Below are 26,033 nucleotides of genomic sequence, written 5' to 3'. Positions count from 1 at the left end.
GCCACCCTCTCGTAAAAAGGTGCGGCCAAAGCCATCCTTGTTGTCGGCGCTCGATGAGGAGCCGAGCCGGTTATCCCGGACAGCGGCGCGGACCCTACAGCGGGCCATTTGCGGGAACAACCCGAGCAAGACCCTGAAATCGGTAATTTTTCGGCGTTTCGGGAGATGGGTCAGGGAACCGTTCGCATCTGGACCGTGAACACCTTAGCGAACGTCTCCGCGCGCGGCCGACACTGCGTCGGCAAACAGGGTCGCGACGGTGAAATCGGCGCTCGTCCCAGGGTTGAGACCGGCCCGTTTGAGCATCTCGTCATGCGCGAGGAGCGCGTCGATGGGCTCGCTCCGCAAGTCGATCCCGCCCAGTGCCACCGCAGCCTCGGCCCGAACCTGCTCGGCTGTCTCCGCACCGTGCTTTCGGGCGATGTGGCTGTCCGGGACGCTCGTAAGAAAAGCGAGGTGGACGGCGGTCGTGGTCCAGGCCGTCGAGAGCCCCAAATGCCGCGCCGCGTCGAGGGCCGGCAGGCCTATGCGGAAGACGTCTTCGAATCCGGTGACATAGGCCCGGGCGATTCGATCGCGGGGGGCAGCCTCCGCCATCGCGGCCGCCAGTGTGACTCCGGCGCCCCCGGCGGTGACGTCGTGCCGTTTCGCCCTGCCGAGACCGCCGGGATTGGCTCGCAGGATCGCCGCGAACGCATCGGCGCCGTCGGTCTCGTCGAGGGCCGCGAGGGCGGCGCTCAGAATTGGCTGCAGTCGCCCAGCCGTTTCCGCTGCCAGGGCGAGCGGAGCGCAGAGCAGGAGGATGCCGAGGTTCGTATTCTGGCCTACTGCCGAGATCGTTGCCTCGACGCCGCCGCGCACCCTCTGCCCAACGCGTGCGCCCGCCCGTGCGAGATGCGGCGCGGAGACCTCGGCGCTGGCAACGAAATCCGCCACTTCCATCCGATGGCCGGCGGCATAGGCGTGGACGTTTCCGACCTTGAGGGCGTCGAGCTCGGCGAGGCAGGCGGCGCGGTAGAGATCGGCGACGATCTCGGCCGAGAGCGCAACGCCGCTCACGCCTGCGACGCCACGAGTCTCGGCGGCCGCGCGGCGCGAATGGCGCCGAGAAATCCGCGCACGACGCTGGCCGCGATGTCGACCTCGGTGACCTGCTGCAGGCCCGACCAGGCCGGCATCGAATTCACTTCGAGAACCAGGAAGCCGCCCTCCCCGTCCTCGACCAGGTCGACGCCCGTATAGTCGACCGCGATCGAAGCGGCTGCGGCTTCGGCCAGCTCCGCGGCCTCGGCCGGCACGGCCCAGGCGAAGGGCCGCCCTCCGCGGTGAACGTTGGTGATCCAGCCGTCGCCCTCCCGGATCATGCCGGCAATGGCCCGGCCCTCGCAGACGAACACCCGGTAGTCGCGCCAGAGCCCGTCGCGACGCGGCACGTAGCGTTGCAGATAGTAGACGCGGTTCACCGCCTCTTCCGGCGGCAGGTCTTCAGGCCGCTCGATCAGCATCAGCCCCTCGCCCTGCGATCCGAAGAGCGGCTTCAAGACGATGGGCCGGGTGGGGCTGGCCTCGCGGGCGATCAACTCGGCCGCCGCCTCGCGCTTGGAGAAGACGAAGGTGTCCGGCGTCGGCAGGCCGGCGCGGGCGATGGCGAGGCTGGTCGCCGCCTTGTCCACCGAACGCTCGATTGCGGTGGGCGAGTTCCAGACCGTTACGCCGGCCGACACCAGCGCGTGCAGCACACCGAGGCGCATGGTGGTGGCCTCGAAGGTGCCCCCTGCGATCGTCCGCATCAGCACGCCGTCGGGCAATCCGTCCTCGAAGCCCGGCACGCGCAGGGGCTCGCCGCCACCCGTAACGATGGCCACGTCGGCGAGCGAGAACAGCACGGGCTCGATCCCGAAGGACTCCAAAGCGCCGCGCAGCCGCGCCTTGTGCCAATTGCCGTTATCGGCGGCGAGCCCGATGCGCATGTGCTTGTTGATGTCTTACGCGAACGAGGCGTCGACGAGGCTCGGCTCCAACCGGCCACCGCGGAAGGTACTGCCGGTGCGGATCGAGGTGACGATCGCCTCTGCTGGCGAGAACAAGGCGCCGTCGATCTTGTAGAAGTCGCCGTTCACGCGGCCGAAGATGTCCGCGAAGGGCGCGCCGTGGTCGCTCGACGTCGTCGAGGGAAGCTGCTCGGCGAGCTGGCGCGCGTCGGCATCGTCGGCATCCACGAAGAGCTGGACACGGCCGCCATAGATGATGGCGTCGTTGGTGCGGCCCATCGCCTTCACGAAGTCCGGGTGCGGCGGCGAGAGCGGCGCCGAGCCGATGCCGTCGACGATGGCGTGCAGGTCGAAGCCGACCGTGTGCGCCTTGTGGAGTGCCACTTCGAGGACGCGGGCGACGACCTGCGTCGCCCCGGCTAAGCTCTGGGTGGGGGCGTAGACGAAGGTGAGCTTTTCGGCCCGCAGCCCGGTGGCCTCGGCGACCTTCGCCACGACCGATGCCGGCGGGGCGCTGCCTGATTCGAGGACGAGAACGGTGCTGTCGGCGGTGTCGCGGTAGCCCAGCTCCTTGTAGAGTTCCTCGACGACGGCGACCGCGCGCCCGGGCCCGGAGCCGAGGGCGAAAAAGCCGGAATCTCCGGTCTCGTCGGCGAGGCTCCAGCCGGCATATTGGCTGCCGAGACAGGCCAGTACCGGATCGGCCGAGTGGACGACGACCGAGTAGGGCCAGGAGGCGACCGGCCCGGACGGCGCGATCGTCACCGTGCCGAGGCCGCCCAGGCAGATTTCCGCCAGACGGCGCCCGGCCTCGATCGAGCCGCGGACCTGCGAGCCGGCATCGACCATGCGCGCGCCGCCCTCGTGCGAGACGGCGAGGCGCAGGACCTCCGCGTCAGCGACCAGACGGTCGACCAGCGGCGCGGCCAGCGCGTTGATGCTCGGCGGCTTGATGTCGGTAGCCATGGGTGTCCTCTCTCCCATCGAGCAGGGCGGCGATGGCGCCGGCCCTGTCCCGCAATGTTTGTTTGACGGCCTCGGAATTCGGGCCGCTTGCCGTGACCGTGCAGAACGGTGCGTCCCGCGCCACCAGGGAGCCCGCGCGCGGTCGATCGCGCGTGAAATCGGACCAGTCGAGCGGCGGCATGGAAGCGTAACGCTGTGCCGCGTAACAGATTTCAGAACCGGCCGCATCAACCGGTGATGGATCGAGCGCCGGCAGGGTTCCGAGGCTCGCCTCGATATGCTGAAGCAGCAGCGGCGTCGGCCGCCGGTCCAGCAGGTCGAGCGTGGCGCCGGGGCGCGGATTGATCTCGAGGAGCCACCAGGTCTCGCCATCGACTAGCAGGTCGGCGCTGGCGAGCCCCTGGAGCGCGGTCGCCTCGGCAATGCGCGCGACGGCGGCCGTGATCTCGGTGAAGAGCTTTGTCGGGAGAGATGCCGGCTCGCCGCGTCCAGGTGCGATGGCCCCGGCATAGCGGAACGGGCGCACCGCGCTCGGATGGCTCCATTGCTCGGTGAGGGCGAGCACGGCGATGCCCCGGCCGCCGGCCAGAAAGTTGAGGGCGCACGCGTGGCCCGTCACGCGCTTCTGGAGGTAGTGATCGGGAGGCGCGCGGCCGGCCGTCACCGCCCGGATATGGCTGCCGCCGGAGCCGCCGGCGCGTTTCATCAGCCAGCCTCGGCGATCCTCGACCGGATCGGTCGTGACGCTGGGATGCGGGATCGCGAGGCGCGCGCAGAGAGCGGCGAAGAGCCCCGGATCCTTGAGCGCGGCCACTGTGCCGGGGCCCGCCCCGATCAGCCGATGCCGGGCTGCGATCCGGGCCATCAGCCGCGGCGCGTCCTCGAAGCCGCTGCCGAGGACTACGCCCAAAGTTCGGTTGCCGGCACGCTCGGCCAGGACATCGAGCCCGGAGAGTACCGCCTCGGCGCCACGCCGCGCCATACCGAAGCGGCCGGGCAGCACGCGATGCTCCTCGGCGAGGTCCAGCGTGTCCTCGTCGCCGAACAGGTCGAGTACGAAGGGCCGCAGCCCGGCACGCCGCGCAGCCTGCGCCAGCGCCCGGCCCGACTGGGCGGCGATCAGGACCGCGTCGCGCATCGGGCTCGACGAGCTCAGCCCGCCACCTCGACGGCGAGTTTGTAGGCGTCGCGGAAGTCGAGGCAGAGCGGCTCGTCGGATGACAGCATGCGCTGGAACAGGCGGGATTGCGTCTGGTACTTCACGTTGCCGACGGCGAGCGCGCCGATCCCGACGCCCTTGCCGGTGGGCAGCGCCACGTCCTTGGCGTTCACGTCGATCCCGGCGATGCCTGCGGGAGGAACGGCATTGACGTCCGATGCGACGAGCAGGTTCGGTGCGGACTCGAGATCCGATGTCGAGAGGATCGGGATGCCGGCGGGGCCTGCCGAGAGGATGACGTCGGCATCCTTGATCGCCTTGCGCCGATCGTCGGGCGTCGTACCGTCGACGGCGTCGACCTCGATGCCGAAGCGCCACTTCATGGTGAAGGCGATCTTCGAGACCCGCTCCTCGCCGTCATGCCCGACGAGCACGCTCTTGGCGCCTTCGAGCGCGCCGATCACCGCCGCGACGTAGGCAACCACGCCCGCGCCGCCGAAGATCACGATACGCTTGCCCTTGAGATCGGTGCCGAACTTCGACTTCAGCGCGCGGGAAACTTCCGCGACCATGGCCGCGCCCGTGGTGAAGGAGCCGGCCGGGTCGGCGAAGATGTGGTTGGCGAAGGGAGGCACGAAGGCCTTCTTGGCCCGGTCGACCATGTCGAGGGCGTCCTCGGCGTTCTTGCCGCCAATGAAGATGCCGGTGCGCACGCCGTCTTCCGGCGCGCGCGAGAAGATCGAATCCTGAGTGATGGAGACGACGTCGGCGAGGTTGACCTCGGCATAGGTGACGATCGTCTCATAGCCGGCATCGACCGCCATGTTCACGTCGAACGGGCTCATGTACTTGAGCGGCGTCAGCATGTGCAGGATCGAGCGGGCCATGATGCGGTGTCCTCTTGTCCCGGGCGCGTCTGTCGTTCGGAAAAGACCCCCCGTGCAAAGCCGATGGGGCCGCCGCCGGTCAAGCGTAGGTTTCTTGAACGGCGGGAAAGAAAAACTCTAGATATCGGAAACCGATGCACCGTCGTTGCGCCCCTGCGCGACGACGAAGCGCAAGCGGCCTGGCCGCTGAAGGGATGAAACGAGCGCCTGCGCGTCCCGCTCCGACTGCATGAGTGCGAAACCCGTCGGCCCCCAGGAGCTCTGACCGTAGCCGGAGATGCCTTGCGCCGCCACGGCTCCCAGCGCCTCGGCAACCGCGGCGCTGGCGTAACGGCCGCCCTGATGGGGGGCGAAATAGTCGCCGATCCGATCCTGGATCGTCGTGATGCCCCGGCCGAACGTGTCGAGGTCGGCCGTGGCAGCGGCCGGGAGTACCTGCATCAAGGTGATGCGACAGATTTCGGCCGCCCGCGTCTCCTCGAAAGGCGGAAGATCGCGAAAAGCCTCCGTCTCGCGATGGCCGTGCACGCCGGTTGCGCCCTCATCGAGGATCAGCACCACGCGCCACGCCTCGGGCCAGGGCAACCGCGAGATCACGGGCGGCGGCGCGCCGGTGCCGTCACGGCCGCCATCGACGATGAGGCCGCCTTCCGTGAACGCGGCGAGGCCGACGCCGGAGCGGTTCCCGCGGTCGAGCACGTCGGCGAAGTCGAGCAGGTCGACGGAGAGGCCGTTCAGCCGGGCGAGCGCGGCCGCGACCGAAAGGGCGAGCTGCGTGCCGGAGCCGAAACCGGCATGAGCCGGGATCGCCTCCTCGACCTCGATGGCGACGGCATCGGGCACGTCGAGATGGGCGGCGGCGGCGAGCAGGTAGGTGCGGATGCGTTCGGCCTCCGCGCCCTTGGCCGAAGCGCGCGGAGCCGCGCTCGCCTTGATCTGGACGGCCGGGCTGTCGATGGCGAGCCCGATGCTGCCGAAGCGCCGGCCGAGGCCGCCATGCATGTCGAGAAAGCCGAAATGAAGCCGGGCTGGCGCGCGCACCCGCACGGCGGCGGTTCCGGCCTTCCTCACGGAACCCGTCGTGGTTGCGCCCATCCTGTCCGCGGATTCGGCCACGACGATCCCCTCTCTCATCCCGAGCGGCCCGGGCCTCTCGCCCGGGTCGAACTCGCCGGCTTCTCCCACGTGGAGCCGCCGCGAACAACCGGCCGTTACGCCAAGATCGAGCCTGTCGACCGACGCGTTCGGACCGCTCAGGCCTCTGAAAAGTCCAGTCTTGTCAAGTCCTCGAGACTGACCGATCCCACGGACCTTGCTTGCGAAATCTCCCCGGCAGGGCTTGCCGGGGCATGGGTTGCCGATGCAAAACCCGGTTCGCCTGCCTCGTGCAGAAGCAAACGTTTCGGAACGCTCCTTCCCGCGCCGGGGAGAGGCGGCCGGCCTCGATCCGAAGTGGTCGGGGCTCAAGGCTCGGACGGGGAGGACGATGGCAGCCTGGATCAACGGAAACGCGGCCGATACGGACGCGGCGGTGGATGCCGCCGCAACCTTGCTCGCAACCGCACGGACGCCGGTCTTCGCCGGTTTGAGCGCCGAGCTCGCTGCCATTCGCGCCGCCTATCGCCTCGCCGACCGGATCGGCGCTTCGCTCGATCCGGCTGCCGGTGATGGCCTCTATGCCGAACTCGCTACGATCGCTGCCGGGGGCGCCCTGACTACAACGGCGCCCGAGACTCTCGGTCGTGCCGACACCGTCCTCGTCATTGGCAATCGCCCCTGGGCCGGCGACCTCGTTGCCGAAGTGGCGGGTTCGAAGCCGGTGCGCGGCCGCGCGGCCGGCGAGGAGCGCTCTGTGCTCTCTCTGGGCGGCCCGGCCAACGGCGCCAGCCGCCATGTTGCCTACGGCATTGGCAATGCGAGTCTGGACGTCGCCATCGGTCACTTGCGCGCATTCGTGCGCGGCAATCTCGCCGCCGAGGAAGCCTTCGGTGAGCTCGCCAAGCGCCTCGCCGCCGCGAAGTTCGGCGTCGTCATCTACGATGCCGGAGAGATCGGTGAGGCCGGCACGGAAATGTTGCTCGGCCTGCTCAAGGATCTGGCCGAGACCACCCGGTTCTTCGCGCTGCCGCTGGCCGACCCGTTCCAGGGCCGCGCCGTGACGCAGCTCTCCGCCTGGACCACGGGTCAGGCTCCGCGCGTCGGATTCGGCCGCCACATGCCAGAGCACGATCCCTGGCGCTTCGACAGCGCCCGGCAGGTCGCCGCGGGCGAGGCCGATGCCGCCCTCTGGCTCGCCTCCCTCCCCTCGCCGCGCCCAAGCTGGCTCGGCAGCCTGCCCGCCATCGCCATCGTCGGCGAAGGCTCCGCCGATGCGCGACCCGAGACGGCCGAGATCGTCATCACGGTGGGCGTGCCCGGCGCCTCCGCTGGCGGTTCCGTCTGGAACGAGCGCCGCGGCGTGATCGGCTATGTCGAGGCGACCGGCCATGCCGTCGCCGATACGGCTGCGGGCGTCATCGCCGGCATCACCAAAAACATCGAAAAGAAGGGTGCCTCATGCTGATCCGCATCCAGGGCGGCCGGGTCGTCGATCCGACCGACGGGCGCGATGCCGTCGGCGACGTGTGGATCGAGAACGGCAAGATCGTCGCTCCCTCCGAGCACACGCCCGACCGCACCGTCGACGCCACGGGCTGCGTGGTCATGGCCGGCGGCGTCGAGGTTCACTCGCACATCGCCGGCGGCAACGTGGTGATGAGCCGCCTGCTGCTGCCCGACCTCTACGTCAGCGAATCCGCGCCTAACGGCCACCCCTTCGCCCATGCCGGCGGCTCGGGTTCCTGGGTCGGCGCGAACTACGCGAAGATGGGCTACACGACGGCCGTCGAGCCGGCCCTGCCGCCTTCGAACGCGCTCGCCACCCATCTCGAACTCGCCGACATCCCGCTGCTCGACCGCGGCGCGCTCGCCGTGCTCGGCAACGACGACCACCTGCTGCAGATTCTTCGCGATGGTGAAGGCAAGGCTGCTGTGCGCGACCTCGTGCAGCACACCGTCGCCCATGCCCGCGGCCTCGGAGTGAAGTGTATCAACGCCGGCGGCGCTTCGGCCTTCAAGGACGGCGTGCTGAAGCTGAGTCTCGATGACGAGATCCCGGTCTACGGTCTCTCGACCCGCAAGATCATGACGGCGCTGCTCGACGCGGTCGAGGAGATCGGCGTGCCGCATCCGCTGCACGTCCACTGCAACAATCTCGGCCTGCCGGGCGCGGACGATTCCTTCGTCTCGACGCTGGATGCAGCGGAAGGGCGGCGCATCCACTTCGCCCATGCCCAGTTCTACGCCTATGGCGTGGTCGACAAAGAGAACCCGCTGACGGGCGGCTTCCGCTCCGCGGCCGAGCGCATCACCGAGGCGATGGAGGCGCATCCGAACGCGACGTTCGACGTCGGCCAGGTGGTGTTCGGCCAGACCGTGACGATCTCGCTCGACATCCTGCGCCAGTTCGCCGGCCGCAAGGGCGCGAACCCGAAGAAATGGGCGCTCAGCGCCGGTGATGCCGAGGGCGGCGGCGTGGTGCCGTTCCTCTACAAGCCGCGCGGCGGCGTCTCGTCGCTGCAATGGGCCATCGGCCTGGAGCTGATGCTCCTGTCGAAGGACCCGGAGCGCACGATCCTCACCACCGATCACCCGAATGGCGGCGTCTTCACCGAGTATCCGCGCATCATCCACCTGCTGATGAGCCGCGAGGAGCGCGAAAAGGAGATTGCGACGCTGCCGTCCGTGGTCGGCGAGCGGTCGAGCCTGCCGACGATCGAGCGCGAGTACACGCTCAGCGAGATCGCGCAGCTCACTCGCTCGGGCCCGGCCAAGCTCCTCGGCCTGACCGATCGCGGCCATCTGCGCGTCGGCGCCAAGGCGGACGTCGCGGTCTACCGCGACAGCACGGACCGCACGGCGATGTTCTCGCGCGCCCGGCTGGTGCTGAAGGACGGCGAGACCATCGTCGAGGACGGCGAGATCACTGCGTGGCGCCACGGCCGCACGCTGGAGCTCGACGTCGAGACGGATTCGGCAATCGTCAAGCGCAGCGAGGCCTACCTACAGGACCGCTACGGCCAGGGGCTCGACAGCTTCGCGGTGCCCGACGCGGCCTTCCCCGAGACCGAGAACTTCGAGGACGTCGCATGCCGGGCGTGATGCGTGACCGAACCGGGGTGGGCTGCTGAGATGGCTGACTTCACCCTCAACGGCATCCGGGTCGTCGACACCTTTGCCGAGGCCTTCGACGTTGCCGGCACGGCGATCATCGTGACCAACGACACGCCCAAATGGGCGATGATCGCGGCCACCGTGATGACCGGCTTCGCGACTTCGGTGATCGGCTGCGGCGCCGAGGCCGGCATCGATGCCGAACTCTCGCCCGACGAAACGCCGGATGGTCGCCCGGGCGTGCGAATCCTGCTGTTCGGCTTCGAGCCGAACGGGCTCAAGGATCAGCTCCTCAAGCGGGTCGGCCAGTGCATCCTCACCTGCCCCGGCACCGCCTGCTACGCGGGCGTCGAAGGCCCCACCAAGATCAAGCTGGGCGGCGCGATCCGCTATTTCGGCGATGGGTTCTCGGTGGCCAAACGCCTGCCCGATGCCCAGGGCAAGATGCGCCGCTACTGGCGCGTCCCGGTGATGGATGGCGAGTTCCTCTGCGAGGATTCGGTGCGCGCGGTCGATGGTGCGGTCGGCGGCGGCAACCTGCTCTTCCTCGGCCGCGTCCATTCCGAGACGCTGAAGGTCGCCGAGATCGCGGTCGAGGCGGCACGGTCCGTTCCTGGCGCGATCCTGCCCTTCCCCGGTGGCATCGTCCGCTCCGGTTCGAAGGTCGGCGCCCGCACGAAGGGCATGATGGCCTCGACCAACGACGCCTATTGCCCGACGCTGAAAGGCCGCGCCGGCTCCGAACTGCCGCCGGAATGCGGCGTGGTGCTCGAGATCGTCATCGACGCCCTGACCTCGAAGGCAGTGGCCGAATCGATGCGCCAGGCCCTCCACGCCTCCACCAAGGCGGGGGGCGCCCACGGGCTGATTGCGGTGACGGCCGGCAATTACGGCGGCAACCTCGGACGCCATCATTACCACCTCAAGGACCTGCTCGGAGAGGCGCCGATCGCATGAGCATCCTCACCCTGCGCTCCGAGCCGGTCGAGCGGATCGACCTCCTGAACATCACGCCGCTCGCTTTGAGCAAGCTGTCCGAGGCCGAGGCCGGCAAGCTTCCCGTCGGCACCAGCCGGCGCGGGCTGACGCTGGGCGACGTCTTCGCGATCAAGCTCGACGGCTCGGATAGCCTCGTCTTCGAGGGCGGCTCCGCGCGGCTCGATCGCGTCGGTGCGGCCCTGTCCGAGGGCTCGATCCGCGTCGAGGGCGATGTCGGCCAGCGCCTCGGCGATGGAATGGCCGGCGGCAGCCTGACCGTGACCGGTTCGGCCGGCCCGTTTGCCGGGACCGGCGCCACCGGCGGCACCATCACCATTGAAGGCGATGCCGGCGACAATGCCGGCGGTGCGGTCTATGCCGCCAAGGCCGGTCTCGACGGTGCAACCCTGATCGTCCGTGGGAGTGCTGGTGACGGTCTCGGAGACCGCATGCGTCGCGGCATCATTTTCGTCGAGAAGGCGGGTGCTCGTGCCGGCCAGCGCATGATTGCGGGAACGATCGTTGCCGGCTCGGTGGGCGACGAGCCGGGCTACGGCATGCGCCGCGGCACCATCGTCGCGGGAAGCCATGGCACCCTGCTGCCGACCTTCGCCGAGACTGGCACGCCGGACCTCGTCTTTCTGCGGCTCCTCGCCCGCTCGCTCGCGCATCTCGGCGCCGGCCATGCTGAGTTGCTGAAGGGCACGATGCGTCGCTATTCCGGCGATCTCGCCACGATCGGTAAGGGTGAGCTGTTCACGCCGGCCGGGTGATTTTGCCGGATCAACCGGCACAATATCTCTTGCCGGCCTGCTGGTTCGTCCCAGTTTCATGGCGTCGGGCCTCGCGCGCCCATACCTTGGGACGCAAGGCCTGCATTCATGTTCCTGCTGTTGTCCGTGTGCCTTCTCGCTGAGCCCTCCAAGTGCCACGAGGAACGGATCAACCTGTCCTTCGACAACCAGAACCCGGCGATCTGCCTGCGGAACTCGCAGGCCACGCTCGCCCAATGGGCCGGCGAGCATCCGGACCTGACGATCAAGTCGTGGCGCTGCGCGAGCAAGGCCAAGCTCCAGAACGACTTGTGAGGATTGCATCCCGTCTCTAGCCGGCGCTTGCCCCCCGGCGGCACGCGGTGACACTGTCCTTCCTACGGCCCGTGGCCGGTAGGTAGGTGTCGATGCGTTCGCTGAAGGTACGGTTCGCGCTGCTGCTGGTCGGCACGGCGTTACTCGTCGTGCTGGCAGCGGCAGGCGTGTTCTGGTCGACGACCCTGTCCGAGCGGACGATCGACCGGGTGCTCGCCGCCCAGCATCGCCTCGAGCTGCTGGCCGAGCTGTCCGGGCGCCTCACCCAGTACGGCCTCGCCGCCGTCGAGACGCTTGGGAACCCGGACACGCCCCCCGAGGCCCTCTCCGTCACCCGAGAGGCGGTCGACAAGGCCCTGAACACCGTCGAGGCGGCGGTCGGCGGAGGCCTCGCCGCCAGCGAGGACCGGGCCGAGCAGATTCAGTACATGGCGCGGACTCGGCCGCTGATGAGGCTCCGCGCCGCCCGCGTGATCCTCGATCGGCAGGTCTATCAGATCCAGCGCGAGCTCGACCCGGACAAGCGCAAGGATTCGATCCAGGGTGCCCTCAACGCCTTCGGCGCGATGACCGGGCAGCCGCTCTCCCTGCTGATCGAGACGGAGCGGCGGTCGATGACGGCGGGCTCGGACGAGGCCAACGCCATCGCCCAGCGGATGCGAACATTGTCGATTCTCGGTCTTGTCATCGCCCTGGCGCTTGTGGCGATCCTCTACAGGAGCGTTACGCGGCCGACGCTGGCGCGCATCGAGGAGGTCCGTAAGGCCGCCGGCGCGGTCGGCAGCGGCGCCCTCGACACGCGGCTCTCGGTGGCGACGCGCGACGAGCTCGGCCTGCTCGTTGCGAATTTCAACCGCATGGCGGCTCGGCTCGGGCGCCGCGAGCGCCACGTGGCGTCCGATCGCGCGGCTCTGGAGGATACGATCGAGGCGCGCACCGCCGATCTGCGCTCGGCGAACGAGCGGCTCGAAATGGTCGATCGCTCTCGGCGCCGCTTCTTCGCCGATGTCAGCCACGAACTGCGCACGCCGCTCACCGTGATCCTCGGCGAATGCGATCTCGCCAGCCGCTCGGCCGGCCGCACGGTCGATTACGCGCCTGTCTTCGCCACGATCCGCAAGCGGGCTCAGGGCTTGAAGCGCCGGGTCGAGGACCTGCTGCGCGTGGCGCGTTCGGAATCCGGCCAGATCGAGCTGGACCGGCGCCCGGTCAGCGCGCTGGCCGTCCTGACCGCTGCCGTCGAGGGGGCCGTGAGCGAGGCCTCGAAGCGTCGCGTCGCCCTGACCCTGGAGCCGGGCGAGCGCGACGTGGAGCTGCGGGCGGATCCCGAATGGCTCCGCCAGGTCGTGGAGAGCCTGACCGACAACGCGCTCCGCCATGCCACCGGCCTGACCCGGATCGTGATCGCGCTGGCCGAGCATCCGAGTGCCGGCGGCGTCCGGGCACGGATCACCGTCACCGATGACGGGCCGGGCTTCCCGGATCAGGGCGAAGGCTTGTTCGAGAGATTCCGGCGCGATGCGCATTCGGGAGAGCCGGGATTCGGGATAGGCCTAGCTCTAGCGCGATGGGTGATAGAGCGGCATGATGGCATCATAAGTCTGGGTGCCGGCGTTGACGGACGCGGGGCTCGGGTGACGATCGAGCTGCCGGCCGCCGACATGGCGGCGGTTGACGACGGTCGCGAACGGGTGAGGACAGTGGTCGCATGACGCGCGTTTTGATCGTCGAGGACGACAGCGACATCCGCGGCATGCTGGCCCGCGGCCTTGAGGCGGAGGGCTTCTCCGTCGGCATGGCCGAGCGGGTCGACGATGCGCTCAGCGCAGCGCGCGACGAGTCCCCCGAGGCCGTGGTCCTCGACATCACCCTCCCCGACGGCTCGGGCCACGACGTCTGCCGCTCTCTGCGTGAAGGTGGCTATCCCGGTGCGATCCTGTTTCTCAGCGCCCGCGACGAGATCCGCGACCGGGCCGAGGGGCTGGCGCTCGGCGCCGACGACTACATCGTCAAGCCCTTCGTCTTCGACGAGTTGCTCGCCCGCCTGCAGACGCATCTGTTGCGTCGGCGAGAGGCCGATTCGCCCCGAACGATCGTGACGGCGGGCCGTCTCGTGCTCGATCTCAATGTTCGCCAGGTGTCTTTTGGGGATGCGTCGGCACGTCTCACCCCCCGCGAGGCCGAGCTGCTCGCCCTGCTGATGGAAGAGGTCAACAAGCCGATCGCGCGCGGAACGATTTTCGACAAGCTCTGGGCGACCCAAGGCGGTCTCTCGCTCAATGTGGTCGACGTCTACGTGGGTTACCTTCGGAGCAAGCTGTCCGATTTCGTGCGGTTCGGCGGTCCGATCATCACGACCGTGCGCGGCAAAGGATTCATGCTCGACCTGCGCGGCCAAGACTTCCGTCATTGACGCTCGGCAATCCAGCTCACGGTATTTTGGGTAAATCCGGCAATTTGGCTCTTGCAGCGCCGGGTGGAATTGGCGATATAGCTCTCGCGCAAGAAATCTTAGCGCCGTCAGTATCTTAGCATTCTCTTATAGAGCCATGCAGATGCTGCTGACGTTCTAGAAAAATTGGAGAGATGCCATGAAGTGGGCCGCCCCCGTCGTTTCCGAGATCTGCGTCGGCATGGAAGTCACGAGCTACGAGTCGGCTGAGATCGACACCTTCAACTAAGGTGTAGCGCCGGCCGGGGATCGCAGGCAGCGGGTTCATCCATGCATGTCGTGATCCTCGGCTCGGCTGCCGGCGGCGGTGTTCCTCAGTGGAATTGCCGCTGCTCCATCTGCTCAATGGCTTGGGCAGGTGATCCCCGCGTAAAACCCCGCACGCAGTCGAGCATCGCAGTCTCTCCGGACGGAGAACGCTGGCTCCTCGTGAATGCTTCTCCCGATATCCGGCAGCAGATCCAGGCCAACGGCGCGATGTTTCCGCGCGAAGGTCTGCGGCATTCGCCGATCCATTCGGTGCTGCTCACGAACGGCGATGTGGACCACGTGGCCGGCTTGCTGACCCTTCGCGAAGGTCAGACGTTCACGCTGTACGGCACTTCGGACATCCTCAGCTCGGTCAGCGACAATCGCGTCTTCGACGTGATGGCTGCCAATGTCGTGACGCGGCAGCCGATCGCCGTGAACCAAGCCTTCGAGCCCGTTCCGGGACTGAGCGTCACCCTGTTCTCCGTGCCCGGCAAGGTGCCGCTCTGGCTGGAGGACGCCAATATGGAGATCGGCGCCGAGACCGAGACTACGGTCGGCGCGATGATCGAGGCCGGAGGCAAGCGCCTCGCCTACATCCCTGGTTGCGCCCGCGTGACCGATGGCTTGAAGCACCGCATCGCGGGCGTCGATGCTCTGCTCTTCGACGGCACGGTGCTCGAAGACGACGACATGATCCGCGCGGGCGTCGGCACCAAGACCGGCTGGCGCATGGGTCATATCCAGATGAACGGCGAGACCGGCTCGATCGGCTCGCTCGCCGATGTCGAGATCGGGCGGCGGGTCTTCGTACACATCAACAACACAAACCCGGTGCTGGTTGAGGGCTCAACAGAGCGCAAAAGCGTCGAGGAGCGCGGCTGGACCGTCGCGCATGATGGTTTGAGCCTGGAACTCTAAGAGCTTTCTCAGGGCGCCCTGAAAGCAAGTGCGCGCTATAACGTCAATGGACGCAATGGTTTGACGTAGTCCTCTGAAGCCGCTGCAACAGACGGGACGATCTGGAAATATCGCTCCGTAAGACTATATTTTGCACGATACAATTGAGGGCTTCGGGACGATGCTTTGGCATCGCTGGAGGCTCATTTAAGAAAAGCTCCAGGAAACGAACGAGACGGACGCGCCGAACGCCATGACCGCACCATTCCCGACTCCCGTTGCCGGCGACGATCAGCGCCTCCTGAGCCCCGAGGAGTTGGAAGCGGCCCTGCGCGACATCGGCGCACGCCGCTACCACAACCTGCATCCGTTTCATCGCCTGCTGCACGACGGCAAGCTGAACAAGGATCAGGTCCGAGCCTGGGCGCTGAACCGCTACTATTATCAGGCGATGATCCCGGTGAAGGACGCCGCCGTCCTCGCTCGAATGCACGATGCCGAACTGCGCCGGGTCTGGCGCCAGCGCATCGTCGACCATGATGGCGACGCTCCCGGCGATGGCGGTATCGAGCGCTGGCTGAAGCTCGCCCAGGGTGTCGGCTTCTCGCGCGACTACGTGCTCTCGACCAAGGGCATTCTCTCGGCGACGAAGTTCTCGGTCGAGGCCTATGTCCACTTCGTGAAGGAAAAGTCGCTGCTCGAAGCGATCGCTTCCTCGCTCACCGAGATGTTCTCGCCGACCATCATCTCCGAGCGCGTCTCGGGCATGCTGAAAAACTACGACTTCATCACCAAGGACACGCTCGCCTATTTCGAGAAGCGCCTCACCCAGGCGCCGCGCGATGCCGATTTCGCCCTCGACTACGTCAAGCAGCATGCCACCACGCCGGAGTTGCAGCGCCAGGCGATGGCGGCGCTGACCTTCAAGTGCAACGTGCTCTGGACCCAGCTCGACGCTCTGTACTTCGCCTATGTCGCCCCTGGCATGGTGCCGCCCGATGCCTGGCAGCCGGGCGAAGGCCTCGTCGAGGAGACCAGTGCGGCAACCGGAGGGCGGCGCGGCCCTTTCGTCGGGAGTGACGTGCCTCGCCTCCCCCGCGGCGTCCGTCTTCGCTTCGACGAGGTGCGCTCCAACCACGTCCTGCTAGCGCCCGAGCGCACCTTCGATCTCGACGACAACGCCGTCGCCGTTCTCAAGCTCGTCGATGGCAAGCGCTCGGTCGGCGATATCGCGGGTGAGCTTGCCACCATCTACGCCGCCGACCGTTCCCTCATCGAGGCCGACATCGGCGTGATGTTGGCCGATCTCGCACAGAAAAGGGTCCTGGAGCGATGAACGCACCGACACCCGCCCCCGTCCCCGCCGAGGTCATCCCGGCACCGGTTGGTCTGCTCGCGGAGCTGACCCATCGCTGCCCCCTGCGCTGTCCCTACTGCTCAAATCCTATGGAGCTGGACCGGCGCTCGGCCGAACTCGATACGGCGACGTGGTTGCGGGTGCTGGCCGAGGCCTCGAAGCTCGGCGTTCTCCACGTCCACCTCTCCGGCGGCGAGCCGACGGCGCGCCAGGACATCGTCGAGATCACGGCGAAATGCGCCGAGCTCGGCCTGTATTCGAACCTGATCACGTCGGGAGTCGGTGGCGCGCTCCAGAAGCTCGATGCGCTCTACGATGCCGGCCTCGACCACGTGCAGCTCTCGGTGCAGGGCGTCGACGCGGCGAATGCGGAAAAGATCGGCGGACTGAAGAACGCGCAGCCGCAGAAGATGCAGTTTGCCGCGCGCGTCACCGAACTCGGGCTGCCGCTGACCCTCAATTCGGTAATCCACCGCGGCAACATCCACGAGGTGCCCGGCTTCATTGATCTCGCGGTGAAGCTCGGCGCGAAGCGGCTCGAGGTCGCCCACACCCAGTATTACGGCTGGGCCTATGTGAATCGCGCCGCGCTGATGCCGAACAAGGCCCAGGTCGACGAGTCGATCCGCATCGTCGAGAAGGCGCGGGAGCAGCTCAAGGGTGAGCTGGTCATCGATCTCGTAGTGCCGGACTACTACGCGAAGTACCCCAAGGCCTGCGCCGGCGGTTGGGGCCGCAAGCTCATGAACGTCACGCCGCAGGGGAAGGTGCTGCCCTGCCACGCGGCCGAGACGATCCCGAATCTCGAATTCTGGTACGTCACCGAGCATTCCCTCGGCGAGATCTGGACGCAGTCTCCGGCCTTCAACGCCTATCGCGGGACGTCCTGGATGAAGGAGCCCTGCCGCTCCTGCGACCGGCGCGAGAAGGATTGGGGCGGCTGCCGGTGTCAGGCTCTCGCGCTCGCGGGCGATGCTGCCGCGACCGATCCGGCCTGCTCGCTCTCGCCGCTCCACGGAAAGATGCGAGATCTTGCCACAGAAGAGGCTGCAGAGACGCCGCCGGACTACATCTACCGGACGATCGGGAGTAACGTGCAATCTCCCCTGAAGGAAAAGGCACCTCTTTGAAACCGATCGCCCTCGCCGCTGCGCTCGTCCTCCTCGCATCACCGACGCTCGTGGGAGCGGCCGAAGGCGAAAGCCCGGTGCCGATCAAGGCCGCGGCCTCCGCGACGCCGAACGCGTCGGACGTGCTGTTCGACCAGCCGCAGATGAAGAATACGCCGCCGGGCAGCACCATCCGCTATGTCTACACGCGCCGCAGCGGCATCGCGCGTGGTCCATACGGTCCGCCTCTGGACGACGAGATCAAGTTCAAGATCGATGCCGGCAAGAGTGCCGAAAGCCGCGACATCCAGGTGCAGATGTTCTCCGGTGCGAACCGGGCGTCAGCCGGCCCGTTCGACGACATGCCGGGCAATCCGATCCTGCCGCTCTTCCTGGAAAACCACATGAAGGGGCTCGCCGCGTTGCTTGAGGCAAACCCGCGCTACATCAAGAACGCCATCCGCAAGGGCCTGCGCGACAAGGCGACGGTCACGGCCACCAAGATCGACTTCAAGGGTCGGCAGGTCGATGGCTGGACGATCGTCACCAAGCCCTTCGAGGGCGATCCGCAGACCGAGAAGATGCGCGGCTTCGATGGCCTTACCTACACCTTCGTGACCTCGCCGGAGGTTCCGGGGGAGATCGTCTCGATCGAGGCGCAGGCCAAGAAGCCGGACGGGGGCGAACTGCTCGACGAAAAGGTGAACTATGATCAGAACGCTGGCTAAGAGCGGCGCCCTGTTGGCTTGCCTCGCCGCCTTGGCGGGTCCGGCCGCGTCGGAAGGGCTCGAGAACGACTATCCGACGGATGCGCGCGTCGACTACGTCTTCGGCTGCATGGCCGCGAATGGCCAGACCCGCGAGGCCATGGAGAAGTGCTCCTGCTCCGTGGACCAGCTCGCGGCGATCCTGCCCTATGACAAATACGTCTCGGCCAGCACCATCCTCTCGATGCGTCAGGGCGTCGGCGGTCAGCGCCAGACCGCGTTTAAATCCACCAAGATCTACGACGACAAGGTCGCGGACCTGCGACGGGCTCAGGCCGAAGCGGAGATCCGCTGCTATCGCGGCGGCGCTTGAGCGAAACGCTGTCGAGACCTTTCGTGGATTGAGGGCTCCGCGCTTATCTTCGATCATGGGTTCGCCTTGGCGCCCTGGCCCGTCGCCCGCATGACCGCGCGGTCGTCCGACGCGCGGGACGGACATTGCCGGATTGGCCCACCCGAGGCATGACCGGATCTGAATGTCCTCCCGGAGCCACAGTGTCCCCCAACCTGTCCACCGAGCGACGAAGCCTTCGCGACCTGCTGCCGGGATTGGGCCGGCGTTGCCTGGTCATGGGCATCCTCAACGTCACGCCGGATTCGTTTTCGGATGGCGGACTCTTCGAGAAGCCGGAGGTCGCACGCGAGCAGGCGGACGCGCTCGTGAGCGAGGGCGCGGCGCTCGTCGACATCGGCGGTGAGTCGACGCGGCCTGGCCACGTTCCCGTCTCGGCGGAGGAGGAGCAGGCTCGGGTCGTTCCGGTTATCGCGGCGTTGGCAGGCCGGCTGTCCGTGCCGATCTCCATCGACACCTACAAGGCTTCGACGGCCGATGCGGCGCTGAAGGCGGGCGCGGCCATCGTGAACGACGTCTGGGGCCTGCAACGGCAGCCGGACATTGCCCGAGTGGCCGCGGACCACGGCGCTCCCGTGATCGCCATGCATAACCGCGAGACCATCGATCCGGGGATCGATATCGTCTCCGACATGCTCGCTTTCTTCGAGCGCTCCCTGTCGATCGCCAGACGCGCCGGCATTTCCGATGATGCGATCGCCCTCGATCCGGGGATCGGCTTCGGCAAGTCCTGGGAGCAGCATCTCGAAGCCCTGCGGCGGCTGCCCGAGATCAAGGCGCTCGGTTTTCCACTGCTCGTCGGCGTCTCGCGAAAATCCCTGCTCGGCCGGCTGCACGACAAGGAGACCGATCCGCGCGAGCGCCTGTTCGGCTCGATCTCGGCCCATGTGCTGGCCGGGACGCTCGGCGCCGACATCCTGCGCGTCCACGACGTGCGGCCCCACGTCGAAGCCCTGCGCGTAGTCGATGCCGTGATGCGCCCGGAGACCGGCCGTGGCTGATCGCATCCTCGTCCATCGTATCGCGGTCTTCGGCTATCACGGGGTGCTGCCCGAGGAGGCGCGGCTCGGGCAGCGCTTTTTCATCTCGCTCGATTGCGGCCTCGACCTCGCCGCTGCGGGTGCTTCCGACGACGTCGCGCGAACGGTGAGCTACGCCGATCTCACCGAGATCGCCGTCGAGATCGCCTCCCAGCGCCGCTTCGCGCTGATCGAGGCGCTGGCGGAAGCCATCGCCGCGGAGATCCTGGGGCGCTTTTCAGCGATCGAGCGGGCGAGCGTGCGCGTGGACAAGCCGTCTGCGCCGGTGCCGGCGGTGATCGACGGCGTCAGCGTCGAGATCACCCGGTTCCGCGCAGGATCCGCTCGATGACGCGTGCCTATCTCGGGCTCGGCAGCAATGTCGGCGACAAGGCTGCGATGCTGTCCGAAGCCGTAAAGCGGCTCGGCTCGACGCCCGGCGTCGCGGTCGTCGCTCGCTCGCACGACTATCGCACCCCGCCCTGGGGCGACACCGATCAGGACTGGTTCCTCAACGCGGCGATCGGGGTCGAGACCGATCTGACGCCTCACGACCTGCTCGAAGCCGGACTCGCCATCGAAGCGGCGCTCGGCCGCGTGCGCGAGCGCCGCTGGGGGCCGCGCCTGATCGATATCGACCTGCTGTCCTACGAGGGCGCGGAGGTCAGCGACGAGCGCCTGATCCTGCCACACCGCTTCGTGAGAGAGCGGGCTTTCGTGCTGGTGCCGCTCGTGGAGATCGCTCCCGATCTCGTCATCGGCGGCGAGACGGTGAGTGAGGCGCTGGCGAAGCTCGATGCCACCGGGATCGTGCCGGTGGCGTAGCGACGCAATCCAGAGCCTCACATGCGAGGTTCGCCCGTTGGTTGTGGATCGCTGCGCCGGCGCTCGCGACTACGGAGAAGTCACTCCGCTGACGACTGAAGAGGCTTATTTTCTTCCTCGTCGAGCAGCGGAACCTGGTACTCGCGCAGCACCGCCTCGATGTCGGTCTTACGCTTGCGCAGGGCCGTGTTGAGCGTGCGCTTCCAGTCGTTCTCGTTCAGGCGTACGCCCATCGAGACACGGAAGGCCATGGGCGGCCGGTCCGGCTCCTTCAGCAACGGCACCACGTCCATCTCGACGCCGCTCTGCTTGGCGAGCCAGCCGCCGGAGGGTCCCCAGAGCAGCGCCACGTCGATCTTCTTCGACGCCACGTCGGCGATGACCTCGGCGGCCACCGTCTGGAACTTGCGGTCCGCCCCAAAGGAATAGGCCGCGTAGGAATGGGCTTGAGCGGTCAGGCCCAGGGTACCGATCCGGTCGGCGGGCGGCGTGCCGGCGATGATGCCGATCTGCTTGTCCTTCAGCCGCGGGTCGTCGAGCGAGGTCACGCCGGACAACTCGCCGTGACGGGAGATCAATGCGTAGGAAGAGCGGTAATAGGGGTTGGTCGGCTGGACGATGTCGCCGCCCGACGTGCCGATGATGACGTCGCAAAGGCCCGTACCGAGGGTGTTGCGGACGAAGCCGGGCCCCTGCGTCAGCCAGTAATAGCGCAGCTTGACCTTGAGCTCGTCGGCGATGATCTGCGCGATCTTGTTCTCGAAGCCGTCGGCCTTGCGCTCGGAGAACGGCATGTTGCCGGGATCGGAGCAGACGCGGAGCGTGTCCGTGGTGACCATGTCGGGGAGATGCTGCGCCAAAGCAGTGCGCGCTCCTGCCGTTGCCAGCAGGAGCGCGCCGAGCGCAGCGTGAAGCGATGCGCGGGTGCTCATCAGCCGCCCAGGCAATCCTTTTCGGTCGCCTTGGCGGAGTCGGGCTTGTCCTCGTGCTCACCCGGACGTGCGCGGCCCCAGGCGCCGGCGGCGCGCGAGCGCAGGTAGACGTAGAGGTCGTCCGCGTAGCACATCACGTTCTTGTTGTCGGCGAAGGCCGGCATGACCTTCTGGTCGGACGAATTCACGTCCTGCTTGCCGCCGGCCAGTATGCCCATGAACTCGCTGTAGTTCAGGTGCTTGAGCGAATCCTTGAGAGCCGGGGCATAGGTCGAGCCCATGGCGTCGGGGCCGTGGCAGACGTGGCATTCGGCGTGATACCGGCGGTAGCCGGAATACATGAACCAATCGACCTTCTTGCCATCGTTAACGATGTGGAAGGTCGGGTCACCGTCCTTGTCTTTGTACTTGCCGTCTTCGACTTTCACGGCCGCGCTGGCGGCGAGCACCTTGTCGTCGATCTCCTTCGCGTTGGGATCGAGCTTGTTGGCGAGCGCCGCGTCTTCCGCGCGCACAGCAGCCGTCGAGATCATTCCAAGTGCAAGAACGGCTGCGGCCGTCCGAAGCGCAGACTTCTTAGTATAACGCAACGAGTTTCTCCCAGTTTTTTGTTGCGCCGCAACATAAGAAGCCGCGCCAACCTTGGTCGTAAGGACATAATCATAAAGATGCCGGCGCGGGAACCCGCGCCGGCATCCGTTAGTCACGCTGGAAGTGCGACTTAGTTGTTCGGCAGAGCGAAGGCCGTCAGCTGGCCACCGAGGTTGGTGTAGCTCGACAGAGCGGCGTAACCACCGACGGCACCGAGACCAGCATTCGGGTCGGTCAGGCCGGCCGCGAGGCCGATGCCGGCCCAGCCACCGACGCCCGACAGGACGGCGATGAACTGCTTGCCCTTGTGCTCGTAGGTCATCACGTTGCCGATGATGCCCGACGGGGTCTTGAACTTGTAGAGTTCCTTACCCGTCTTGGCGTCGACCGCCTTCAGGTAGCCTTCCAGCGTACCGTAGAAGACCACGTCGCCGGCCGTGGCGAGCGCGCCGCCCCAAGCCGAGAACTGCTCGGGGTTCGACCACTTGATCTTACCAACCTTGCCGTCCCAAGCGATGAAGTTACCCATGCCGCCATGGCTGTTCGGCGCGGGGTACATCGACAGGGTAGCACCAACGTACGGCTGACCCGGGGTGTACGAGACCTTGAAGGGCTCGTAGTCCATGCAGACGTGGTTGGTCGGCACGTAGAACAGCTCGGTCTTCGGCGAGTAAGCCGCAGGCTGCTGGTCCTTGGAGCCGAGAGCCGCCGGGCAGATGCCCTTCGAGTTCACGTCCTCGCCGTTTTGCTCGGTCGAGTACTTGGCGACGACGGCCGGACGGCCGGTCTTCATGTCCACGCCCGTGGTCCAGTTCACGGCCGGGTCGTACTTCTGAGCCACGAGGAGTTCGCCGGTGGCGCGATCGAGCGTGTAGCCGAGGCCGTTACGGTCGAAGTGCGTCAGGAGCGGGCGCTCCTTGCCGTCGATCTTCTGATCCGTGAGGATCATCTCGTTGATGCCGTCGAAGTCCCACTCGTCGTGCGGGGTCATCTGGTAGACCCACTTCGCCTTACCCGTGTCGGGGTTACGAGCGAAAATGGTCATCGACCACTTGTTGTCGCCCGGACGCTGCTTGGGGTTCCAGGTCGAGGGGTTGCCCGAGCCGTAGTAGAAGAGGTCCAGCTTCGGATCGTAGGAGTACCAGCCCCAGGTGCAACCGCCGCCGGTCTTCCACTGGTCGCCTTCCCAGGTCTTGATCGAGGAGTCCTTGCCGATGGGCTTGCCCAGATCGGTGGTCTTCTCGGGGTCGACGAGCAGCTGGTCGTCGGTGCCGACCGAGTAAGCGCGCCAAGCCTTCTTGCCGTCCTTCAGGTTGTAAGCGGTGACGTGGCACTGCACGCCGAACTCACCACCCGAGATACCGACGATGACCTTGTCCTTCACCGGGAGAACGGTGGCGGTGTTGGTCTCGCCCTTGGACGGGTCGCCGTTCTTCACCGACCAGTTCACCTTGCCGGTCTTCGCATCGAGCGAGACGAGCGTGGTGTCGGCCTGGTGAAGCAGGATGGCGTTGTCGGCATAGGCCAGACCACGGTTGACCGTGTCACAGCACATGACCGGGATCACGGACGGATCCTGCTTCGGCTCGTACTTCCAAACGATCTTCGAGCCCTGGTCGAGGTCCAGAGCGTAGACGATGTTCGGGAAGGGCGTGTGGACGTACATCATGTTGCCGACCACGAGAGGCGAGCCCTCGTGACCACGGAGCACGCCGGTCGAGAAGGTCCAGGCAACCTGGAGGTTCTTCACGTTGGAGGCGTTGACCTGGTCGAGCTTGGAATAACGGGTGTTGGCGTAGTCAACCGTCTGGAGAACCTGCTCCGCCGGGTTGGCGATGCCCTTCAGAACGCTTTCGTTGGCAAGCGCCGGCGTTGCCGCCGCGATGCCCGCACCGAGTGCGAGAAGATGTACCGCTCTCATGGATTCCTCCGGCAAGCCTTATGCCTCGACCGTCGGCAAAATGCCGCGGGCGTAGGTCGGCCTGCTGTTTGCGACAGGGATCGAGTTTCGCCTCGGCAGCTCGCGGTAAGCTCTTCAACGGACAACGTTTAAGAGCCTATCGGGCTAGGGCCGCCATCCCTGGACGGACCCCTCTGGTTCCGAAGCTTGAACGAACTCTAAGAAAAAAACCGACGCCGTCAACTCGCTTCGACAAGCTGCGACAAAGACACGGTCAAGTCGCTGTGAATGATGAACTCACGGTCAAGCTATGGTTGCTCTGCACAATTATTATGTTGCATCGCACTGTAACGAATTCTCATAGAAAAGCCGTTTGATGATATTTGCCTTCGCGCATGCGACCGGCGCATGCGCCGCGTGGCGATCCAAGCGTCCTATGATTTTGGCGACAGGATAGCGGCAGGAGCGGCTTGGCAGACGTATTTTGTATGCCAAATTGTCCCGTGCAGTGCATCAGGGCGGGTCTCGCGAGCCGGTCAGATCCGACGGTCTGGACGGTCCGACGGTCATCGACAGGCGCGCTGCGCTTTGTCGCCGCAGCGCCGTCTCGGTGGTTTTCACTGAGCCGTCGAATGCTCGTTGGGCGCTGTTGAGCCTCTCAAGAAGCGAAACGCTGCTCTCTGGCGTCGAAACCTCGTTGATTCCCTGGTCCCGGAATTCGCCTACCAAGCCAGCGGCTGGCCCTCGTAGTCGAGGTAGGCAATTCCAGTTTTGCCGATCTGCCCCTCGATGACCTCGGCCATGCCAGCGACGCTTGTCGCGATGTCGATGTCAGCATCCGCACCGCCCATGTCGGTGCGGACCCAGCCAGGATGGATCAACAGCACGCCGAACGGCCGTCCACGATGGCGTGCCTCGAAGCTGCGCGCATACGTGTTCAGCGCCGCCTTGCTCGCCCGATAGGTCTCGGAGCCGCCGCTTTCGTTGAGCGCGACGCTGCCCAGGATCGAACTCATGAAGGCGATGGTGCCCCCCGTCGCGACCCGGTCGACGAAGGTTTCGGCGAAGCGGACCGGGCTGACCGCGTTCGTCAGATAGACTTGGGCGGCGACCTCGCGTGGGACCTCGTGAACCGGGTCCGCGATCGCGGTCGCCACGCCGGCCACCACGAACACCAGATCGAAGCTCTGCGCGTCCAGCCGTTCGCGAAGCGCGCAGACGGCGTCATCGTCGTCGATGTCGGCCGTCTCGACGGTGAGCGCCTCGCTCGCCAGGGCTGCGAGCTGCGGCGAAGCCTTGCGCTGGGTCGCCGTCACGCGCCAGCCGAGCCCCAGAAGCGTCTCGACGAGTCCGAAGCCGAGCCCGCGCGAAGCTCCGACGATCAAGGCGTTCCTGCGTCGCTCGGTCATGGTCGATCTCCCGGAAGGCGGTGTTCGAAGGTCGTACAGCCGAACGAACGATGGGCGCGCCTATGGTCAGGGAAAGGCCCGAGGTGATCCCCTGGCCGCGCTTCGGCGCATCCCGATCAATCGCCTGTCTGCACCGACCAGGTGGCGTGCCGGATGCCTGGCTGCTTAGCGAGTTCGGCCACCACCGCGTCGAGCTCCTTGGAATCGACGGTGGTCGCGGTCAGCGTGGCGACGACCTCGACCGCTTCCTCGCCGCGCTCCTCCACCTCGACACCGCTCACTGGATAGGACGCCTCCTCCAGCCGCTCGACGAGCAGGTCGCGCGCCGGGCCGGCCGCTTCGGCATCCGTCGTCACCAGCACCTCGTAGGTTCCCTCCGTCGAGCTCTCGTCGATCGGGATGCGGTCGATGAGGTTGACCAGCGGGCGCAGCAATGTGTTGCCGGCTAGGACCGCGGCGGTGACGAAACAGGCCTCCAGCGGCAGGTCGGCTCCCGCGAAAGCTCCGACCGCGGCCGAGCACCAGAGCGTGGCGGCCGTGTTGAGGCCGCGAACGTTCATGCCCTCCTTCATGATGACGCCGGCGCCGAGGAAGCCGATGCCGGAGATCACGTAGGCCACCGTGCGCGTCGCGCCGTCGCCTCCGGTCAGCCGCATGCCGAGATCGACGAAGGCGGCGGCACCGACGGAGACGAGGACCGCCGTGCGCAGGCCCGCGGTCCGCTGTCTATACTGCCGCTCGGCGCCGATCAGCGTGCCGAGGCCAAAGGCGACGGCGAGGCTGATCGCGGAGTTGAGGGCTTCGGGGGTGGGATAGGCGAAGGGACCGGGCATCGGGCTCTGATTGGCTCAGCGGTGTGACGGTTCGGTGAAGGCGGCATCGCATGCCTC

The 26,033-nt window shown here is 66.9% G+C and carries 27 protein-coding genes; 16 read left to right on the top strand and 11 right to left on the bottom strand.

Annotation, left to right across the window (positions count from 1 at the left end):
* Window positions 1–204: 204 nt before the first annotated feature.
* The 6 genes from GGR33_RS10375 to GGR33_RS10350 form a co-directional block, all read right to left on the bottom strand.
* Window positions 205–1,059: a triphosphoribosyl-dephospho-CoA synthase gene (locus GGR33_RS10375; protein WP_183504663.1), complete on the bottom strand. Its 855-nt coding sequence runs from the start codon at window positions 1,057–1,059 to the stop codon at window positions 205–207.
* Window positions 1,056–1,970 (bottom strand): ATP-grasp domain-containing protein, encoded by a 915-nt coding sequence (locus tag GGR33_RS10370; protein ID WP_183504661.1) that lies wholly within the window; start codon window positions 1,968–1,970, stop codon window positions 1,056–1,058. The genes GGR33_RS10375 and GGR33_RS10370 overlap by 4 nt, the downstream gene beginning before the upstream one ends.
* Before the next feature lie 15 nt (window positions 1,971–1,985).
* Window positions 1,986–2,957 (bottom strand): methenyltetrahydromethanopterin cyclohydrolase, encoded by a 972-nt coding sequence (gene mch / locus GGR33_RS10365; RefSeq protein ID WP_183504659.1) that lies wholly within the window; start codon window positions 2,955–2,957, stop codon window positions 1,986–1,988.
* Entirely contained in the window at window positions 2,887–4,095 is a 1,209-nt protein-coding gene (locus GGR33_RS10360; RefSeq protein WP_183504657.1) for an ATP-grasp domain-containing protein, read from the bottom strand. Before GGR33_RS10360 ends, mch begins: the two co-directional genes overlap by 71 nt.
* Window positions 4,096–4,109: 14 nt before the next feature.
* The gene (locus GGR33_RS10355; RefSeq protein ID WP_183504655.1) at window positions 4,110–5,003 is read right to left on the bottom strand and encodes an NAD(P)-dependent methylenetetrahydromethanopterin dehydrogenase; all 894 of its coding nucleotides are present in this window, start codon (window positions 5,001–5,003) and stop codon (window positions 4,110–4,112) included.
* Window positions 5,004–5,120: 117 nt separating this feature from the next.
* Window positions 5,121–6,098: a beta-ribofuranosylaminobenzene 5'-phosphate synthase family protein gene (locus GGR33_RS10350; RefSeq protein ID WP_183505089.1), complete on the bottom strand. Its 978-nt coding sequence runs from the start codon at window positions 6,096–6,098 to the stop codon at window positions 5,121–5,123.
* A gap of 391 nt (window positions 6,099–6,489) precedes the next feature.
* Between GGR33_RS10350 and GGR33_RS10345 the strand changes: the two genes are divergently transcribed.
* From GGR33_RS10345 to folK, 16 genes are all read left to right on the top strand, one after another.
* The gene (locus GGR33_RS10345) at window positions 6,490–7,566 is read left to right on the top strand and encodes a molybdopterin-binding domain-containing protein (RefSeq protein WP_183504653.1); all 1,077 of its coding nucleotides are present in this window, start codon (window positions 6,490–6,492) and stop codon (window positions 7,564–7,566) included.
* The gene (locus GGR33_RS10340; protein ID WP_183504651.1) at window positions 7,560–9,203 is read left to right on the top strand and encodes a formylmethanofuran dehydrogenase subunit A; all 1,644 of its coding nucleotides are present in this window, start codon (window positions 7,560–7,562) and stop codon (window positions 9,201–9,203) included. The genes GGR33_RS10345 and GGR33_RS10340 overlap by 7 nt, the downstream gene beginning before the upstream one ends.
* A 30-nt stretch (window positions 9,204–9,233) precedes the next feature.
* A complete protein-coding gene (gene fhcD / locus GGR33_RS10335) occupies window positions 9,234–10,172 on the top strand; it encodes a formylmethanofuran--tetrahydromethanopterin N-formyltransferase (protein WP_183504649.1) in 939 nt (312 codons plus the stop codon).
* Window positions 10,169–10,966, top strand: a complete 798-nt coding sequence (locus GGR33_RS10330; protein ID WP_183504647.1) for a formylmethanofuran dehydrogenase subunit C — start codon at window positions 10,169–10,171, stop codon at window positions 10,964–10,966. The genes fhcD and GGR33_RS10330 overlap by 4 nt, the downstream gene beginning before the upstream one ends.
* A 108-nt stretch (window positions 10,967–11,074) precedes the next feature.
* Entirely contained in the window at window positions 11,075–11,281 is a 207-nt protein-coding gene (locus tag GGR33_RS10325) for a hypothetical protein (RefSeq protein ID WP_183504645.1), read from the top strand.
* Window positions 11,282–11,373: 92 nt separating this feature from the next.
* Window positions 11,374–12,993 (top strand): sensor histidine kinase, encoded by a 1,620-nt coding sequence (locus tag GGR33_RS10320; protein WP_183504643.1) that lies wholly within the window; start codon window positions 11,374–11,376, stop codon window positions 12,991–12,993.
* Window positions 12,990–13,694 carry a response regulator transcription factor gene (locus tag GGR33_RS10315; protein WP_183504641.1) on the top strand — a complete coding sequence of 235 codons (705 nt, stop codon included), beginning with the start codon at window positions 12,990–12,992 and terminating at the stop codon, window positions 13,692–13,694. The genes GGR33_RS10320 and GGR33_RS10315 overlap by 4 nt, the downstream gene beginning before the upstream one ends.
* Window positions 13,695–13,872: 178 nt before the next feature.
* Window positions 13,873–13,962, top strand: coding sequence for a pyrroloquinoline quinone precursor peptide PqqA (pqqA, locus tag GGR33_RS10310; protein ID WP_007564431.1), 90 nt, complete (start codon window positions 13,873–13,875; stop codon window positions 13,960–13,962).
* Window positions 13,963–14,003: 41 nt separating this feature from the next.
* Entirely contained in the window at window positions 14,004–14,903 is a 900-nt protein-coding gene (gene pqqB, locus GGR33_RS10305; protein ID WP_183504639.1) for a pyrroloquinoline quinone biosynthesis protein PqqB, read from the top strand.
* 232 nt (window positions 14,904–15,135) lie between these two features.
* Complete coding sequence (pqqC, locus tag GGR33_RS10300; RefSeq protein WP_183504637.1) at window positions 15,136–16,218, top strand: pyrroloquinoline-quinone synthase PqqC; 1,083 nt, start codon at window positions 15,136–15,138, stop codon at window positions 16,216–16,218.
* Complete coding sequence (pqqE, locus tag GGR33_RS10295; RefSeq protein ID WP_183504635.1) at window positions 16,215–17,369, top strand: pyrroloquinoline quinone biosynthesis protein PqqE; 1,155 nt, start codon at window positions 16,215–16,217, stop codon at window positions 17,367–17,369. The genes pqqC and pqqE overlap by 4 nt, the downstream gene beginning before the upstream one ends.
* A 50-nt stretch (window positions 17,370–17,419) precedes the next feature.
* Window positions 17,420–18,076: a hypothetical protein gene (locus GGR33_RS10290; RefSeq protein WP_284210842.1), complete on the top strand. Its 657-nt coding sequence runs from the start codon at window positions 17,420–17,422 to the stop codon at window positions 18,074–18,076.
* Entirely contained in the window at window positions 18,057–18,428 is a 372-nt protein-coding gene (locus GGR33_RS10285) for a hypothetical protein (protein ID WP_183504631.1), read from the top strand. Before GGR33_RS10290 ends, GGR33_RS10285 begins: the two co-directional genes overlap by 20 nt.
* Before the next feature lie 257 nt (window positions 18,429–18,685).
* Complete coding sequence (gene folP / locus GGR33_RS10280) at window positions 18,686–19,468, top strand: dihydropteroate synthase (RefSeq protein ID WP_246413009.1); 783 nt, start codon at window positions 18,686–18,688, stop codon at window positions 19,466–19,468.
* Window positions 19,461–19,838 carry a dihydroneopterin aldolase gene (gene folB / locus GGR33_RS10275; protein WP_183504627.1) on the top strand — a complete coding sequence of 126 codons (378 nt, stop codon included), beginning with the start codon at window positions 19,461–19,463 and terminating at the stop codon, window positions 19,836–19,838. The genes folP and folB overlap by 8 nt, the downstream gene beginning before the upstream one ends.
* Window positions 19,835–20,311 carry a 2-amino-4-hydroxy-6-hydroxymethyldihydropteridine diphosphokinase gene (folK, locus tag GGR33_RS10270; protein WP_183504625.1) on the top strand — a complete coding sequence of 159 codons (477 nt, stop codon included), beginning with the start codon at window positions 19,835–19,837 and terminating at the stop codon, window positions 20,309–20,311. The genes folB and folK overlap by 4 nt, the downstream gene beginning before the upstream one ends.
* Before the next feature lie 80 nt (window positions 20,312–20,391).
* Here the strand turns inward: folK and xoxJ are convergent, their stop codons facing one another.
* The 5 genes from xoxJ to GGR33_RS10245 form a co-directional block, all read right to left on the bottom strand.
* Window positions 20,392–21,243, bottom strand: a complete 852-nt coding sequence (gene xoxJ, locus GGR33_RS10265) for a rare earth element methanol dehydrogenase accessory protein XoxJ (RefSeq protein WP_183504623.1) — start codon at window positions 21,241–21,243, stop codon at window positions 20,392–20,394.
* Entirely contained in the window at window positions 21,243–21,776 is a 534-nt protein-coding gene (locus GGR33_RS10260; protein ID WP_183504621.1) for a c-type cytochrome, methanol metabolism-related, read from the bottom strand. Before GGR33_RS10260 ends, xoxJ begins: the two co-directional genes overlap by 1 nt.
* A 188-nt stretch (window positions 21,777–21,964) precedes the next feature.
* A complete protein-coding gene (gene xoxF1, locus GGR33_RS10255; RefSeq protein ID WP_183504619.1) occupies window positions 21,965–23,755 on the bottom strand; it encodes a lanthanide-dependent methanol dehydrogenase XoxF1 in 1,791 nt (596 codons plus the stop codon).
* 701 nt (window positions 23,756–24,456) lie between these two features.
* Complete coding sequence (locus GGR33_RS10250; RefSeq protein WP_183504617.1) at window positions 24,457–25,143, bottom strand: SDR family oxidoreductase; 687 nt, start codon at window positions 25,141–25,143, stop codon at window positions 24,457–24,459.
* Between the two features lie 116 nt (window positions 25,144–25,259).
* Window positions 25,260–25,976 (bottom strand): MgtC/SapB family protein, encoded by a 717-nt coding sequence (locus GGR33_RS10245; RefSeq protein ID WP_183504615.1) that lies wholly within the window; start codon window positions 25,974–25,976, stop codon window positions 25,260–25,262.
* Between the last annotated feature and the right edge of the window lie 57 nt (window positions 25,977–26,033).

It is taken from the genome of Methylobacterium brachythecii (assembly GCF_014196345.1).
Classification (GTDB): Bacteria; Pseudomonadota; Alphaproteobacteria; order Rhizobiales; family Beijerinckiaceae; genus Methylobacterium; species Methylobacterium brachythecii.
Note: the sequence above shows the minus strand (reverse complement) of the source record. Positions and strands in the feature narration are given on the sequence as shown.